Source organism: uncultured Amphritea sp. (genome assembly GCF_937127095.1).
GTDB lineage: Bacteria > Pseudomonadota > Gammaproteobacteria > Pseudomonadales > Balneatricaceae > Amphritea.
Genome location: NZ_CAKZLP010000034.1, coordinates 38,806 through 54,948 on the forward strand (window position 1 = coordinate 38,806; position 16,143 = coordinate 54,948).

The 16,143-nt window shown below is 46.4% G+C and carries 10 protein-coding genes and 1 CRISPR repeat array; of the genes, 1 reads left to right on the forward strand and 9 read right to left on the reverse strand.

The genetic code is table 11. The features are described from left to right. Positions 1–12: 12 nt before the first annotated feature. A complete protein-coding gene (locus tag Q0499_RS08195; protein WP_299198117.1) occupies positions 13–975 on the forward strand; it encodes a hypothetical protein in 963 nt (320 codons plus the stop codon). 309 nt (positions 976–1,284) lie between these two features. Here Q0499_RS08195 and Q0499_RS08200 read toward each other — a convergent pair whose 3' ends face one another. The 9 genes from Q0499_RS08200 to Q0499_RS08240 form a co-directional block, all read right to left on the reverse strand. After that, on the reverse strand, positions 1,285–1,590 hold the full coding sequence (locus Q0499_RS08200; protein WP_363317783.1) for a KilA-N domain-containing protein: 306 nt from the start codon (positions 1,588–1,590) through the stop codon (positions 1,285–1,287). Between the two features lie 12 nt (positions 1,591–1,602). Beyond that, positions 1,603–5,711: a CRISPR direct-repeat array (repeat unit 28 nt; unit sequence TTTCTAAGCTGCCTATTCGGCAGTGAAC). A 130-nt stretch (positions 5,712–5,841) separates the two neighbouring features. Continuing rightward, positions 5,842–6,408: a type I-F CRISPR-associated endoribonuclease Cas6/Csy4 gene (cas6f, locus tag Q0499_RS08205; RefSeq protein WP_299198119.1), complete on the reverse strand. Its 567-nt coding sequence runs from the start codon at positions 6,406–6,408 to the stop codon at positions 5,842–5,844. A gap of 5 nt (positions 6,409–6,413) precedes the next feature. Continuing rightward, positions 6,414–7,418: a type I-F CRISPR-associated protein Csy3 gene (gene csy3 / locus Q0499_RS08210; RefSeq protein WP_299198121.1), complete on the reverse strand. Its 1,005-nt coding sequence runs from the start codon at positions 7,416–7,418 to the stop codon at positions 6,414–6,416. A 2-nt stretch (positions 7,419–7,420) separates the two neighbouring features. Beyond that, positions 7,421–8,353 (reverse strand): type I-F CRISPR-associated protein Csy2, encoded by a 933-nt coding sequence (gene csy2 / locus Q0499_RS08215; RefSeq protein ID WP_299198123.1) that lies wholly within the window; start codon positions 8,351–8,353, stop codon positions 7,421–7,423. Continuing rightward, positions 8,350–9,720, reverse strand: coding sequence for a type I-F CRISPR-associated protein Csy1 (gene csy1 / locus Q0499_RS08220; protein WP_299198125.1), 1,371 nt, complete (start codon positions 9,718–9,720; stop codon positions 8,350–8,352). Before csy1 ends, csy2 begins: the two co-directional genes overlap by 4 nt. 57 nt (positions 9,721–9,777) lie before the next feature. Further along, the gene (gene cas3f, locus Q0499_RS08225; protein WP_299198127.1) at positions 9,778–13,122 is read right to left on the reverse strand and encodes a type I-F CRISPR-associated helicase Cas3f; all 3,345 of its coding nucleotides are present in this window, start codon (positions 13,120–13,122) and stop codon (positions 9,778–9,780) included. A gap of 2 nt (positions 13,123–13,124) precedes the next feature. Then, on the reverse strand, positions 13,125–14,072 hold the full coding sequence (gene cas1f, locus Q0499_RS08230) for a type I-F CRISPR-associated endonuclease Cas1f (RefSeq protein ID WP_299198129.1): 948 nt from the start codon (positions 14,070–14,072) through the stop codon (positions 13,125–13,127). Between the two features lie 153 nt (positions 14,073–14,225). Beyond that, positions 14,226–15,068 carry a WYL domain-containing protein gene (locus Q0499_RS08235; RefSeq protein ID WP_299198130.1) on the reverse strand — a complete coding sequence of 281 codons (843 nt, stop codon included), beginning with the start codon at positions 15,066–15,068 and terminating at the stop codon, positions 14,226–14,228. 131 nt (positions 15,069–15,199) lie between these two features. Beyond that, on the reverse strand, positions 15,200–16,006 hold the full coding sequence (locus tag Q0499_RS08240; RefSeq protein ID WP_299198132.1) for an aspartyl protease family protein: 807 nt from the start codon (positions 16,004–16,006) through the stop codon (positions 15,200–15,202). Positions 16,007–16,143: the final 137 nt, after the last annotated feature.

Here is a 16,143-nt window from a genome sequence, read left to right on the forward strand (position 1 = left end):
ACGGATACTCAGATGATCGACTCACGACTAAAACAGAAATTCGCCGACCCAAAGCGCGGCGTCTATTTTATTGGCACCACTCCGCCGAAGTCTTCTGTTTCTATGGAGCAACTGTCTGAGATTGGCGATAAGTTACTGGAGCGTCTGCAACAGATCGATTATGACGGTGTGGTTGTCTATGACATTCAGGATGAAAGCAGCCGCATCGATAAGCCACGCCCGTTCCCCTTTATGAATACCCATGACCCACGGGATTATTCAGCCATTCTGCGGGAGAAGTCCGGTCGCCCGGTGATCACCTATAAAAGCGTTTCCCAGCGAAATGAGGATGACTTCAATGAATGGCTGGACCACGCCTGGTGCCCCCATGGGATTCGCGATATCGTTCTGGTCGGCAGCCCCTCGTCAGACGGCGATATTAAACTGACGCTGCCGCAAGCCTATAAAACACTCAAAGATCACAGCCTCAATTTCAACTTAGGGGGTGTCACTATTGCCGAGCGCCATGCCAGTAAAGGCAATGAACACCTGCGCCTGCTGGAAAAAAGTGCACAAGGCTGCGAATTCTTTGTCTCTCAGGCTGTCTACAACCCGCAGGCCACTATCGACCTGTTAAGCTCCTATGCCCGGGAGTGCAAGGAACGGGGTGTCGCACCGAAACGGATTATCCTCACCTTCTCTCCCTGCGGCAGTGCCAAGACACTGGAGTTTATGGAGTGGCTGGGCATCTCGGTCCCCCAGGCAACCTGCCACCGGATTCTGGACGCCAATAATCCGCTGGGAGAATCAATCCGCATCTGCCGCAACAACCTGGATCAGATCCTGGAAGCCTGCGGTAGCCTGGGTATCCCTCTGGGGTTGAATATTGAGAGTCTGACCAATCGCAAAGAGGAGATCGATGCCGCCATCCGGTTGTACAAACTTCTCAAGGCAACGCTGGATCTCAAGCTGGCAGAGCTTGAGACAAACGGCTAAACCGGTCACTTAAAACAAATAAGGTCGCGTAAATGTAGCTTTCAGGCCCTTATCCAGTATTAGATTGTAGAGATTAAGTGACTGCAATCAATGGGCTTTTAAGCAGGAACAGGCCCTGACTTAGCGGCTGACACACGCTCAAGCCCCCTTAAAAAAATCGCTTGATTTCTAAAACACTGTAGGAGCCCTTTCCAAGCGCGATTGGGGGGCTGTATAAGTCAGGTAATTTACTTTTTCCAGGTTGCGCCTAATATCCCAGCCGAGCTGTTCAAACTCCTGCTCTGTTAAGCGTTGAAACTCTTTAATGAGTTAAAGTTTGAATTCAACGGATATACAACTGGCAAATTCAAACGCGATATCTTTTTGAGCGTAGGTGCCGCCGTAACGCCCCGCTTGAGAAATAATACCGATGGCGCCGGTGGTTTGTATCCATTGTTTCGGCGTTAAGGTGAAGCTATTAAGCACCGCCTCTTTTTTAAAGTCTTCGAATTCGAGGACTTTAAAATCCGGATTGTTAAGCTGCTCCAAAATCCCTAAAAACTCGACAGTATTTATGTTTAGTATCCAGTTTCCAATGATATGAACAGCTTGATCACTGCACTTTTTTGGCGATATAGGAAATAGTGCTTTCTAAGCTGCCTGTTCGGCAGTGAACCAAACCGCCGGGGATCTGTTCGCCGCCGAACTTTTCTAAGCTGCCTATTCGGCAGTGAACAGGGAGTGACGACACCGCGCCCCGGATATCATTTTCTAAGCTGCCTATTCGGCAGTGAACCCTCTAGTACAGCGATTCTGCCTGCCACTGCTTTTCTAAGCTGCCTATTCGGCAGTGAACCAATCGTGGGATAAACTGTATTCTCATCAAACTTTCTAAGCTGCCTATTCGGCAGTGAACGGCGAAATTGAGTGGAGGGAGAAGCGAGTAAATTTCTAAGCTGCCTATTCGGCAGTGAACCATAGCAGACAGAAAGCCTTTATTGTCTAAAATTTCTAAGCTGCCTATTCGGCAGTGAACTTAACCAAAATCAGACCAAAATCAGACCGAGTTTTCTAAGCTGCCTATTCGGCAGTGAACTGCTAAAACGAATAGCCATACTTTCATAGTTATTTCTAAGCTGCCTATTCGGCAGTGAACTTACAGTCTGAAAATATACTCACAATAGGCATTTTCTAAGCTGCCTATTCGGCAGTGAACGTTACCGGTTGAAAGCCAGCCTTTAACAAGTATTTCTAAGCTGCCTATTCGGCAGTGAACATTGGTCGCAAATCAAGCGGTAACGCTGATTTTTTCTAAGCTGCCTATTCGGCAGTGAACGTTTCATGGTTTTACGCATAAGCCTTTATCGCTTTCTAAGCTGCCTATTCGGCAGTGAACTCGGAATAACCGGCGGAACAGTGGTTTCGAGTTTTCTAAGCTGCCTATTCGGCAGTGAACGAGACAGACGAAAATGATGATCAGGACAGATTTTTCTAAGCTGCCTATTCGGCAGTGAACGTGACCGGGTTACCACTGCGCTGACGTTACCGTTTCTAAGCTGCCTATTCGGCAGTGAACGGCATTGGCGTGTTTGCTGTAGCTGCTGGTCTTTTCTAAGCTGCCTATTCGGCAGTGAACGTATAGGGTTTTTCTGTAATCGCGCATCATCATTTCTAAGCTGCCTATTCGGCAGTGAACTTCTTCGCTAAACCCCATGCGCTCGGCAGTCATTTCTAAGCTGCCTATTCGGCAGTGAACCTTCCTTCGGCACCCGAACCCGCTGTTTTTGCTTTCTAAGCTGCCTATTCGGCAGTGAACACCTTCTGCAACACTTTCCCTATCTTTTTACGTTTCTAAGCTGCCTATTCGGCAGTGAACCAAAGAAAAACCCGGAACAGTCCGGGTTGGTTTTTCTAAGCTGCCTATTCGGCAGTGAACTCGCAACGGCAAGGGCTGGTCGCGCTATTGATTTTCTAAGCTGCCTATTCGGCAGTGAACTAATGACGGTATTGACGAATGAACAGTTTTTATTTCTAAGCTGCCTATTCGGCAGTGAACTTACTAAAATCATATTCAACGTCAACAATACTTTTCTAAGCTGCCTATTCGGCAGTGAACCGATGTATGAGGCAGATCGCCGGGCAGATGAGTTTCTAAGCTGCCTATTCGGCAGTGAACATACAGCCGTAACTTAGCCGGTAACTTTAACCTTTCTAAGCTGCCTATTCGGCAGTGAACTTCTCAATCGAAGTAAAGATTAATGCGGCGGCTTTCTAAGCTGCCTATTCGGCAGTGAACAGAACAAGAAGCGCAGCAATTGCAGCAATACCTTTCTAAGCTGCCTATTCGGCAGTGAACCGGAATTTGCACAAATCGCTGTGCAGTGAAGATTTCTAAGCTGCCTATTCGGCAGTGAACTATCGGCGTATTCGTGGTGGTGCCGATTGACTTTTCTAAGCTGCCTATTCGGCAGTGAACTCAATCCAGCAATATGGCGAAGTCTCTAATGATTTCTAAGCTGCCTATTCGGCAGTGAACATGACGTTATCTACAACCGAAGACCCACAGCGTTTCTAAGCTGCCTATTCGGCAGTGAACACTGGGATTATGTCGGGCATATGGTTGCAGTATTTCTAAGCTGCCTATTCGGCAGTGAACGACCAGCCCAGTTCTCAACCGTCACGCGAATATTTCTAAGCTGCCTATTCGGCAGTGAACAGTTTGGTGCTTACGGGGCGACATATTCACTTTTTCTAAGCTGCCTATTCGGCAGTGAACTACGCAACTGATTTGATTTACAAGTACATGCATTTCTAAGCTGCCTATTCGGCAGTGAACGTGTCCCTTATATCCTGTAACGTGTTTTCACGGTTTCTAAGCTGCCTATTCGGCAGTGAACTAGGCATTAGAAAGACCTCGTTGTTTCTTCACTTTCTAAGCTGCCTATTCGGCAGTGAACTCTAAGGTCTCTGGGATCCTATATAAGGCGCATTTCTAAGCTGCCTATTCGGCAGTGAACCCCTTCTGACGACTGGGCAATCATCTCTGAGCTTTCTAAGCTGCCTATTCGGCAGTGAACGATATCAAAGAGAAATTCGATGTTGATATCATTTTCTAAGCTGCCTATTCGGCAGTGAACTGATCATGGCTTTGTAGATGTCATCCAGGAATTTTCTAAGCTGCCTATTCGGCAGTGAACTCTAACGTTACACTCTCCAAACGCCCAATCAATTTCTAAGCTGCCTATTCGGCAGTGAACACGTAAAAAAATTACGGCCCCTACGCCACATCTTTCTAAGCTGCCTATTCGGCAGTGAACAATTACCGGAACAACTATATTTTTTTATTGAATTTCTAAGCTGCCTATTCGGCAGTGAACCTACATGATGAACCTGATAAAAAGGCCCATAATTTCTAAGCTGCCTATTCGGCAGTGAACTTCCCGTTCTGATGAACTGCGAAAAGTGTAAATTTCTAAGCTGCCTATTCGGCAGTGAACAGGCAATTGATTCAGGGGTAAAGGCGGTTGGTTTTCTAAGCTGCCTATTCGGCAGTGAACACACAGAACGCGGATGGCGAAGAAGTTACTCATTTCTAAGCTGCCTATTCGGCAGTGAACTTCACAAAAAATATTCACATCAACCAATTTAATTTCTAAGCTGCCTATTCGGCAGTGAACTTCAGCAGACATAAAAAAACCCGGGTCATGGATTTCTAAGCTGCCTATTCGGCAGTGAACTTCCGCTCACATATTTTAAAGATTTCACCCATTTTCTAAGCTGCCTATTCGGCAGTGAACTGCCAGCCAGGAATCTGTCCAAGGGCTTTGATTTTCTAAGCTGCCTATTCGGCAGTGAACTTAATGAATCATTCACATATAACCGAAGCTTATTTCTAAGCTGCCTATTCGGCAGTGAACAAACCCGGCCACTGAGCCGGGTTTTTTAACATTTTCTAAGCTGCCTATTCGGCAGTGAACATTCTTCAACACCCTTTTGTCTAGCTCTGGCCTTTCTAAGCTGCCTATTCGGCAGTGAACGCCTTTGTTCAGCAGTTGCTCAGCTTATGGGATTTCTAAGCTGCCTATTCGGCAGTGAACATAAATCTGGGTTTAAAATTCCATCTGGTTTGTTTCTAAGCTGCCTATTCGGCAGTGAACATACTACTATTCAACACAGGTTGAACTTCTCATTTCTAAGCTGCCTATTCGGCAGTGAACCGTTTACATTATCAGTATCTGACGGACAGTCATTTCTAAGCTGCCTATTCGGCAGTGAACTCACTACAAGAGTACGTAGAAAACGCGCTAATTTTCTAAGCTGCCTATTCGGCAGTGAACGACCAGCCCAGTTCTCAACCGTCACGCGAATATTTCTAAGCTGCCTATTCGGCAGTGAACAAAGCCGTTGCGCAGTTGGAAAAGGGGCAGCGTTTCTAAGCTGCCTATTCGGCAGTGAACAGCTCAGAACGCCGAATCTCTGGATTTGAGGTTTTCTAAGCTGCCTATTCGGCAGTGAACAGGGCGACCGCACAGTGATGGAGTTTATTTATTTTCTAAGCTGCCTATTCGGCAGTGAACCGTTCGTATCTGCGGGGTGAACAAACCTATCCTTTCTAAGCTGCCTATTCGGCAGTGAACTTTTAACCGACGTTTATTCAGTTGTCCATGTATTTCTAAGCTGCCTATTCGGCAGTGAACTTTATGATGTCTACTCTGATGATACTCAGATATTTCTAAGCTGCCTATTCGGCAGTGAACTGAAGTATAACGCAGAAAAAAATAGCTGCATCAAACACTTAACCCGATATTAGTAAAAATACCAATGATTTTAGTGTTTTCTGCAACTATCTGTTTTTCAACAAATTTTTAAAGAGCCAAAAATAAAGGGTTAAAACCAGGGTACGGTGCCGCCTTTAGACAGGCCGTAAGCATTGAACTCACCTTCAACCGCTTTACCCTGCATCACCTGTTCTATAAACAACATGAACTTTGCCTGCCCCGTGGTATAGCTTTTCAGCGTAACGTGGGGACAGTTCTGAGGTTGTCGATACTGTGCGAATATCGCTTCCTCTAACTCTGCTGTCCATGTTCCTCGTGCTTTATGCCTTTTAATCAGTCGCCTGATGTCGCTTTCGCCCTTTACGTGCTTACGTCGATACAAGGAATACCCTTTCACCTTTTCGGGAACCGGAAAGACATCGGTTATCAAGGCGTAGTTAGACAGCACAGAATCATCGCGAGCCTGATCACACAGTCGTTGTATGTCCTCAGATGAGCCATGCAGGCGTAAGATTCCACCTAATGCCCTCGCCTGACCATAGGCCGGGAAACTAATTCCTACACGCCCTTCATAGGCTGGCAGTAAGCCATGCAGCGCTTGCATTAGCTGCGCTACGATGGCGGATTGCAGCAACTCGGGATCAGGGATGGCTTTTATTTCAAAATAGCTATCCATAGTCGTTATTCCTTGCCGCTAGCCCCAAATACGCCACCACGAATTAGTACAGACATAACGTAGTGTTGTTGCTCAACACTCGGTTTGGTGTCATTCAGTACCCACCCATCAAACAAGCTATAGAAATCTTGCTTCTGCTTAGGCTGACGAAAAGCGGTTCCTAATGTGGTTACTGCAGCGTACGGTTCTGCGGCTACCGGGAATTGAGCATCGGGGTACCAGGTGTCAACCGTGCGGATGGCATTGCTGATTTTTTGTGAGTGCATACCGGCAATGTCATGCTTTTTGTAAAGCTCTTTGCTTTTGGTTTTACCGGTATCAAGAACCAGCTCTTGAGATGGATAGACCTCTTGTCCGTAGCCTACTTTCACTTCTGCTTTGACATAAAGAATGACAAACGTCTCACTTTTTAAACCCTGTTCGATGAAAGCTGATATTTTGGCAGCATCCGCATTAACATCATCAAAATTCGTCAGTGACAGTTTTTTGGCATCGGCTATTTCCGCGACTGAGTCGTCACCATTAGCCGATAAAGATACCGTTACTTTAATTGTTTCTGCACCTAAACGGTTGCGCCACAACCAACGCGCATTGGCGATGTTTGCAGCATAGCGACGAGAGAGTTCAGCAACACCCTGTTCCGTTAAATAACTATTTACGACTTCGAGTAATTTAGTTTGATAATCCTGGTCATTACAGACGCTTGGCTTGCCAGTAAAAGGTAAAACCTTACAACTCCATTTTACTAATAGCGTGTCGCAATCGTGATCTAATGCAGCTACATCTACCGTTTGTAGGTTAGCCTTTTCGATCTCTGCATCAAGCTTTGCCGGATCATTAGCGATGGCCGCTTTAAGCCGATTACTGATGGTGCCTCGTACCGATTTGGTTTGAATACCTACCGGTTTTAATTCCGTGGTTTTTGAGTGACTATCAAATTGCCAGAAAAAAGCGTCTGAAATATCTAAGTTGCGCTCAAAAGCTAATACGCTAGCGGTTTTTAATGTCATGGTTACTCTCCTTGAAGACCATTACTGGTTTGGGTCATAAGATAAAGGTTGTCGCTTTGACTGTAGCGCCAAAAGCAGTTTGATAGATCATTGGGTAAACGATTTGGGAACAACCATTTGCCTAAGCTATAAAGGGCTTCAACATAATGGCTTGGGTAATCGACAGTGCGACAATTCTGCAGCTGCCCTGGATCGAACTTCGGATTTAATGCCTGATAACCAACCGGCATAGGCACTAACCAGCCCCTGCCGGTTTTAGGGCTTCGCGTTTGCCAACCGCTCTTGCTGACTTTTGTGTCAACTGGAACATGGTGAAGTGTTGCCACTTCAATTAAGGCATCCAGGCTATTGGCCTCGGGGTTAGATTCTTGCAAAGTATGGGTAATATCGACCAAATCTTTCTTTGCATCCATTAATACAAATGCTGGTAATAACGACCGTTTAATCTGTTCACCATCACTGGTATTGAAAAAACAAACCTGCTTAATCGCTCTTACGCTGCCCCCTGCCATGCGCTGCTGAAAGATGATTTGCCGACAACGCTCCTCGATGTTGTCGATATCATCATCTATATCTCTGGCTTCTTTTCGACTGGCAGACACCTCTACAACCAAACTGACTGTCAGGTGCACTTTCCCCTCTTCAATAATGGAAGCGGTCTTACCATCTTTTTTGATCGGGTTTCGCGACTGATTGAAGCTGTAATCAGCATAAGCATGTGGGCGATAACGCTGCACCTGAATATCATGACAGGCGATTAATACGCCAGACAAATCAAGCGAAATACCTGCTTCCACTAATTTTCGATTGAGCGCATGCACCGCGCCAAGAAAGCCGGAGATGGCCGGAAATCCATACGTTAGAGGACTTGATATCGCATTCGCGTTTTCAATTTCAATGCGGTCTAACAATAGGTAATGACTTGGATTACTCATGCAAATATCTCCTTCCCTGTGCGCAAGCTAGTTTTAATGGCATCCTCTATTTCACGTTGCCACTCTATGTATTCCGCATCACCAAAATCCTTAGCAAAACTTTTAAATCGCTTTTGAAGGCGAGTGTTAACCCATAACGAAAACTGATCAACGATGGTCGCTTGCCAGTCGCTGGACAATCTGTTTTCAGCGAAGTCTTCTTCACCTTCTAAGTCTGCTCTATACGGATCTAACCAATATTTTTCATGCATGCTGAGTTGATAGTCTTTACTCCATCCCGGTGTATAGGTTTGCTGAATGTGTTCAGCCAACACAAAAACACTCGCGAGAATTAAGTCCAATGCATCTTTCCGACTATCACGCACGTCTATGGTTTTTCTAAATTCTGAAATCACCTGGTAAAGCTGGCTAAGTCCTACGCCACAACACTGCACAAGCCGTACATCAAATAATGATGTCTGTGATTTTGTAATACGGTATTGTGACTTAGTGTCATAGTTCGGCGGCATTGAAGAGAGTAAATAGCTACGCCCGCTCTGCTTACTGGTTAACTGGCTAACATTCTGCGAATTAGCTCCACCAAGTCGAATAATAGCAATGTCAGGTATCGACCGATAAGGTTGTTGCTCAACACTCTTCTTTTTTCTATTTTCTCTTGCCAGTTTATTTTCTTCACTAAAGCGCGAATGGTTTATTTTTTGGAAAACCTGACTCGTCAGCGCAGAGGGATACAGCGGCACCACGGCAACATAAGCATCATCGGTAATCGCATTATTCAATGGCCACAGCAATTGCTTATTACGCTCGTAAGTTATCGGTTCGTCGATCACATTATCTAATGCCGCTTTGAAGCTGCTGGCATATTCGGCAGACAACTCAGCATTCGAACTAAATGCACCTTCCACCGCTGGGTGTTGTGACTGAATCAATGTTCGCAGTTTTACAACATTGCCCGCTTCTACCTCTTCTTCAAAAAAAGCCACTAGTGGTAAGGCGGCAGCATTGCCATTTGCATCTAGCGGCAATTCACTCAACGTTTGCGAACCAACAATACCGTCTGGCAGAGGGGGTGACGTATCAAAGTTTAAGTTATCACCCTTAGAATCGGGATGAATCCCCTTTGAAATGTGTGTACCAAAATATAGCTGCTTCGCCATTCTATGGGCAGCATCCGGCATCCAGTTTTCTAGCTCATATCTGGCTTGAGTCGCGGTGATCTTAGTCTGCAACGAGGCGATTTTTTCCGCATCATTGACAGCGTCTAACTTATCTAACGCTTTTAATTCTGGCTCGAGTTTTTTATCACACTGCGTTTTTAAAAAACGCAGAACCGTGGCTTTCACTTGCCCTTCCGTTATGGTTTCCATAAGCACTCCTTGTGTACTCATTTTCCAAAAATGTATTTTTCAATATCAGTGAATAACTCACTGCCAGAATCCTAACCACGTGTGATACCACCAGACGCGGTCTTCACGATTTTCCAGAGAGACCGTGGCAAACTGCCGGGCAATGCGGGATACATTAGACTCATCCCGTTTATCTGCCAGCTCTTGCAGCACCTCATCTAACTCGGTTGTCAGCCACGGTGATACCCTGTCGTTGTCGGGATTAAACTCCGCAAAGCGGATCTTCTTGCTCTGAAATGTGCAGTGATTAAGGTCTTCCCATGCGTCTTCTGCGTATGTGAATTTGTAGCCGCTTGGATCATCTGCCACCGGCAAACATACAAAATCATCCTGAGGCCCATCACTGACACGAAATGGACTGATTTTTTGCAAATGTGCCGACGCGCGATTACCGTTATTTTCGCGCCAAAAGGCACTTACGAAGTTATCGCGATTGTTAAGTAGCTTTTGCATTACAGCATGCTCTAAATCGGCCAGACTCTCTATTGGCTGCAACTCGTTAGAACGCACGATTCTTGCTACTGAATCCACATTGGCCAGTTGGTCTGCGCTAATTAAATCCCGACAAAAATGACTGCTCAGGACGAAACCCCTACTCTCAAAACCAGGCCGGACAAACGCCAGTTCACTCCCTTTCAGAGCAAGAATATTTCTATCCAAAATCAGCATATTGGGTTTGTCAGCTACTTTATCGGGACGATGACGCCAAACCCTGCCTGCCAACTGAATAAGAGATCGCATCGACGATGGTTCAACAATCGCCCAGTCATAATCATGATCTCGCCCTACCTCAGCCACAGGGCTGGCGACAACAATAAAGATGTGATGCTTGGCGGGATTAGTACTTATCGCAGCTTGTATCTCTTTGTGAGAAAAAATGGCGTTAGGCTCAACGCGGGTCAGAATTCGGTCGAGACGCCTCTCCAGGGCATCCCTTAACATCAATAACTGTTTCGCGTGATAGCAACAAAGATGAATCTGCGTATCGGTATCAAAACCGGCTTGTTGATAAAGAGCGCGAACTAACCCAATGATAGGTTTCACATTCGCCATGCGTACCAAACCGATACTGACTTTTTTTCCAGTCTTAGGGCAGGTTTCTGAATTATTCCGGTGCAGTTGAATCGCACCGTTTACTACCTCAGCCGCCAGTGCAGGCATATCAACTTTTTCATTCTCTGGCGGTGGAGGCAGATCAAGTGGCAGTATTTCTGCATGACGCCTTGGCCGTTGCTTACCAAGTTCTTTCGCTCGTTTTTGTGCAAACTCCAGGTGGGCTGTTGTGTATTGATCGACGTTCGCACAAGTTACCTGCTGTTGTTTATATTCATCGAACCAGGCACAACAGATGGGTAAACCCGGATGAATCCCCATATGGCTATTCCAGATTTTTCGACCCGCCGCATAGGCTTGATATAATCCCGTAATCAGATCAGGCGTCAGGGTAGCTGAGGATAACAACACCTTACTCCCATACAGGCCAGCCATGTGAACTAAGCGCGACAGCGCAGGCAGATCCGACTGATCAAAATCATCCGGTTCGTCTAACACTAAATCACTGGTCAGCAGACGAAGAGTTGGCGCGATGTATCTTCCACCTCTGACACATTCCGATGCTTGCATAATGTGATCAACCGTACAGCTTACTACAGGTGCATAGAGCAACTGCCGGGTTTTAGGGTCGGAGACCAGCGTACCGAATTCATCAGGTAAAATATCGCCATCAACCCATTCACTTTTATCTAATAGTTCTTCTAACGACTCACTGCCCTGATCTTCAAACGTCATGCTGTTTCGTTCAGTTTGTGCCAGGTCAAAAAGCATACGATTAGCAGAACCACCAACGAGTATCGCCAGATCATCCTCATCCAGAGAAAGTCGCTGGCGCAATGCTTGTCCTGTTTGCAATGTCAGCACACGCAACCCTAATGCGATAGTGAAACGCGCACCGGTTTCCGGGTTAGCTAAGGCATACATAATTCGGGCATTAGCTAATGTTTTTCCGCGCCCCGTTGAGGCCATGTTTACCCCAAAGAACCCTTGATCCTGGGCTAGAGGTTGTAACTTTTGTGCCAGCGCAAATGCGCCGTTTTGCCATGAGTAAACAGGATGCCTGGTCTGCTCAGTAAATGCTTTAAGCTTATCCGGCAGGCTTGGTAACTTTTGAAGAAGAGTTGGAATTTCAAGTGCCACTCTTTTGGCAAATTCGCCGACGCCTATCAGGTGTTCATCCAATGCTTGCTTTATTTGACGGTTGTTATCGGTATTGGCGGCCAATTTTGCTAAAAAATCGGCATCCCCTTTTACTCTTCTTCTGTCTTCGACATTAGGAAGGCTGGAGTAATTATGATCCGCCAACATCAAACACAGCCGCGAAAGATTCATAAACAATGGGTCGGATATTGTTTGCGTTGCAAGTGCTCGCAACGGTGCACAATCTCTAGCTTTTCTAGCCCAGCGACGTACACCTTTTTGCCAGCTTTTACTCGCCATAATGACGTCTTTTAATCGCCAAAAATCTTGATTATCCGGCAATTTTTCATTTCTCACCCACTTATCAAAAGGCGCAATACTGGCGAAAAATTCATCAATATCTATTTCCTCACCCCAATCTCGAGCATTGCATTGTTCTTGCTGGCGATTTTTTGCCTCATACTGTGATGGCAAGAAGGTTGGCATTCGGTGGTGAGTAACAATCAGCCAGGCAACCAGCTTTGCCAAAGGAGGTAGATTGTCTAGTCTTTTAGATTTCACATCGTTTTTTTTAGTACCTAAAGCGTCATTCGGTAACTGCTCTAACCACGCAGGATTAGTACACATGAAACCGTCAAAATCCATTAATCGAGTTAACCATTCGTCATCTGTTTTACAACCATAAATCATTGCCTGAAAAAGCCTTAGCGAAAGCCACTCGTGACGGTAGGGATCACCCATATTTTTGCCACTGTTGTTCAGTAATTTAGCCTGGAAGCCAATCGTCGCTTTACCAATATCGTGTAGAAGACCTGATAGAACAGCGATAATTTGAATGCTATGAGCATGAATCCACTTTGTTTCATCATGGTTGCTGGAAAATGCTTTATGTGTGCTATTAACTGGCACCTGGCCAAGCTCATTGAACTTTCTTTTATTACCCACCACCCACACCAGATCAGAGCGCGACCGGCTTCGTATCCAATGGCAACTTACCGCTGTGCTTTTGCTCGCGGTTTTGCGAAGCAGTTTTTTAACCGCCAGAAGGCCTTCCTGAGTAATGATAGTTTGCCAGGTGTTATCGCCAATGCGATCCGCAAACGCGTCCAGCACTCGTCGCGTGCGAGCCAGCGCTTTCTTTTCACATTGAGAAACAAAGGTGACCATCATGATTACATCGGCTCCCAATCTTGTTTCAACGCGATGGCTTTTACCTGATCAAACATAAACTCTAATGCTTTATGGTCGGTAAAGGCTTGCAGACATTGCTGACGAAACTCTTGCTCTGTCGCTTTTTCTTTAGCACAGATAAAGGCCCAGGGCAGGATGATGGCGTCTTTTATCAGGTCGGCGATATCAAATACCAATGCACCCCGGCGTGTTTTGCCATGCATAACGGCAAAGCCATGGGGTATACCTAATACCCAAAGCGTGGTGGCTGCCAGACCATAGGCCAGGTAGTTGCCGTGATTCAGAAAAGCATTTGCTGTGTCGATTGCTTCACGCTCGCGGGTGAAATCACCGTAGTTGGTTGAGCGAGCGGCATATTTATAGAGTTGTTTAGTGAGTTCCGCTTCAGCTTGTAGCAGGCGTGTTACCTGATCGGCGGCGGATATTTTAGCAAGGCAGTTGTCGAGGGCGGGTTGGATATCGGCGCTATTAAAGCCTTCCGCTTTAAGATCACGATTTTTACTCCACAGTGTTTGCAAGTAGCTGATTCGGGCCTGTTGAAACTGCTTGGCGGCGATGAGGCGCTTATTGTCATCGAACCAGAACTGCATCCAGCCTTGTAGATATTCAGTCGGGCGATATTCGCTTTGTGGCGTTAACCACTCTATCTCTGTCGCCATCAGCAATGGTGTGCCACCGCCACCGCAAAAACCGACCAGTACGCCCGCCGAAGCCAGCATGCGCATGGCCGCCTGAGTGATTGAGGTTCCAGTACCTAACAGCAGGCAGGTAGTGTTGGCGATGGGAATGTTCCAGTACTGGTTTTCGTTTTTGGCCTCAGTGAGATAGAGGACACGGCCATCTTTTTGCATTACCCGGCATTTTTCCAGGTAGTAGATGTTGGCGCGCTTAGAGTGCAATATTGCTTTTAGATCGGTCAACTGATCCATATTCGTGTGTCCCAGTTATTAATGGGCCTTCCATGGCACATCCTTTTCCTTGGTCTCTTAACCGTGTCCCATTTCCTGTGGCCTTCCTGACGGTGCTTATTCAACCTTGTTTATACAAACGCAACAATGCTGGTTATAAACACATGTCGAGATTTAAGGCAGGTAGGGCTGTATCTGTTTCCAGCTCTCAGGCTCGACAATTATCTGCTGTGCTTCAGGGCTATTCTGGTAATGATCCAGGCGCAATCGCTGCACCAGATACATCGCCAACGCGGCACGTACGGGGATGCTCCGCTGGCCATTGTTCATCTGATAGTCCAGCTCAATCAGGCGGCGCTTTTCAGGTGTTAGCCTAGGGTCCGGTTGAATCACCAGCTCCAGCCAGGTTTGCCAGCGCTTGTCCTGCTCAGAGCCAAACATTGCAGCGCCCTCAAATTCAAACTCGCCATTGAAGCGGGACAGGACAAAATCACGGTAATCTCCATTTTTCTCGCAGTAAGCACGGACATGCCAGCGAATACCGTCAAACACCAGGCAGTGAGGAGAGATGATGCGGCTTTCATATTGCGGGCTGGAGAGCGAGGTATAACCTATATCGAGACGCAAACGGTCTCGGATGGCACGGATAATGGGTTGCACCAGCGTAGCTGATATATTGCGTAACGGGGCTTCTAACTGACAGAAACCTGTCTCGAAAACCGACAGGTAATCATCACAGCCGCTACGGGCAAGAAGTTGGCCATACTCATCAATATGTCCCTGAGCGAAATGGGGTTGAAAATTCGCTGTCGGTATGTAGCCCTTAGCCGAAGCATCGTATATCAGATTATCCGGCGCTTGATGCTGATAGCGGCCCACAATGTCAGAGGCTTTCTGGCGACTAATCTGCAGAATATTTTGTAGATAGGTGGTGTTGATTCTGCCTTCCCATTGGGCGAAGGTTTCGATGATCCGGTAGTGATCTGCCGCCTGATAACTGATCCCTGCTCTGTTCATAGCCCCTACATCCCTGGCAGTTACACTGACACCATATTTATTGAGAATTTATATTTAATCTGATTTACACAGCAAAAAACAACACTCTTCTATAGAAATTCAGGCATCTCGGCTAGGTGATTCGGAGTAGCCTATTGCTGACCGTTGCCACCAACTGACTCAGCTTCTGCCGCGTCAACAACAGAATCAGGAGGATTTTTTAACGCCTCCAGCACTGCACTCATCTCCTTATACTTCTCAGGTGACCAGACAATCTTACGCTGACCATAATCGATGTTGTAGCCACCACCGCCGAGTATATCCATTCCCAGCAGCCCATCAAATGATTGCGGAGCAGTGGTTTCAATCACCGCAGTGGATTTATTTTCAAAACGGTATGGCCCCAGTTCTATACGATCAAACACCACGCGTTCGGTTTTGATCAACCCACCCCCGGCAACCTGGGCATAGCTGGAATCACGACTGGTAGCGTTCAGCGAGCTAACCCCGCCTTTATGTAGCACGGTCATGCTGGCGCCGGTATCAAGCAACAGATTCAGGCTGGCCTTTCGTCCGCGCCAAATAACATTGACCGGTACCAGTACCTGATTCCCCATCACTTTAACCGGCGATGTCATCTGTGCCAGAGTTCTTTCCAGCTCACGTATCTGTTGTTTCCGGGCGTATGCGTCGGATTGTTCCTGACGACGTTTCTGACTAGCCAGTTTTTCCTCTTCCGACAAAACTTCAGTCTCAACCTGCTGACTCTGTTGCCGAAACTGTGAAGGAATTTTATGCGGGCTATCAACAAATATTTTGCGTCCGTTGGCATCGATATAATGAAGAATTTCTGCAGAAACTGCCGGAGCAAAAAGCGTGCTCATAGAGAGCAGAATTGTAGCCACCCTCATAGCCGTGGTGACAAAAGTTCCGTGAGATCGGTCATCGTATCGCTGCATAATGTTTATCCCTGTTTAATTGATTGGCTTCCCGCCTGCTGCAGATGCTATCAGCTTAGAAACTGATAGACTCCATTTAATATGAAAACGCCTACAATCACCAGAAATAGAAGCATAAAACGGATCATGAGACAGTG

Excerpts from the sequence above, each read along its gene's own strand:
- csy3 (WP_299198121.1), bottom strand. The coding sequence starts at position 7,418 with ATGACATTAAAAACCGCTAGCGTATTAGCTTTTGAGCGCAACTTAGAT.
- cas3f (WP_299198127.1), bottom strand. The coding sequence starts at position 13,122 with ATGATGGTCACCTTTGTTTCTCAATGTGAAAAGAAAGCGCTGGCTCGC.
- Q0499_RS08240 (WP_299198132.1), bottom strand. The coding sequence starts at position 16,006 with ATGCAGCGATACGATGACCGATCTCACGGAACTTTTGTCACCACGGCT.
- Q0499_RS08235 (WP_299198130.1), bottom strand. The coding sequence starts at position 15,068 with ATGAACAGAGCAGGGATCAGTTATCAGGCGGCAGATCACTACCGGATC.
- csy2 (WP_299198123.1), bottom strand. The coding sequence starts at position 8,353 with ATGAGTAATCCAAGTCATTACCTATTGTTAGACCGCATTGAAATTGAA.
- cas6f (WP_299198119.1), bottom strand. The coding sequence starts at position 6,408 with ATGGATAGCTATTTTGAAATAAAAGCCATCCCTGATCCCGAGTTGCTG.
- cas1f (WP_299198129.1), bottom strand. The coding sequence starts at position 14,072 with ATGGATCAGTTGACCGATCTAAAAGCAATATTGCACTCTAAGCGCGCC.
- csy1 (WP_299198125.1), bottom strand. The coding sequence starts at position 9,720 with ATGGAAACCATAACGGAAGGGCAAGTGAAAGCCACGGTTCTGCGTTTT.
- Q0499_RS08195 (WP_299198117.1), top strand. The coding sequence starts at position 13 with ATGATCGACTCACGACTAAAACAGAAATTCGCCGACCCAAAGCGCGGC.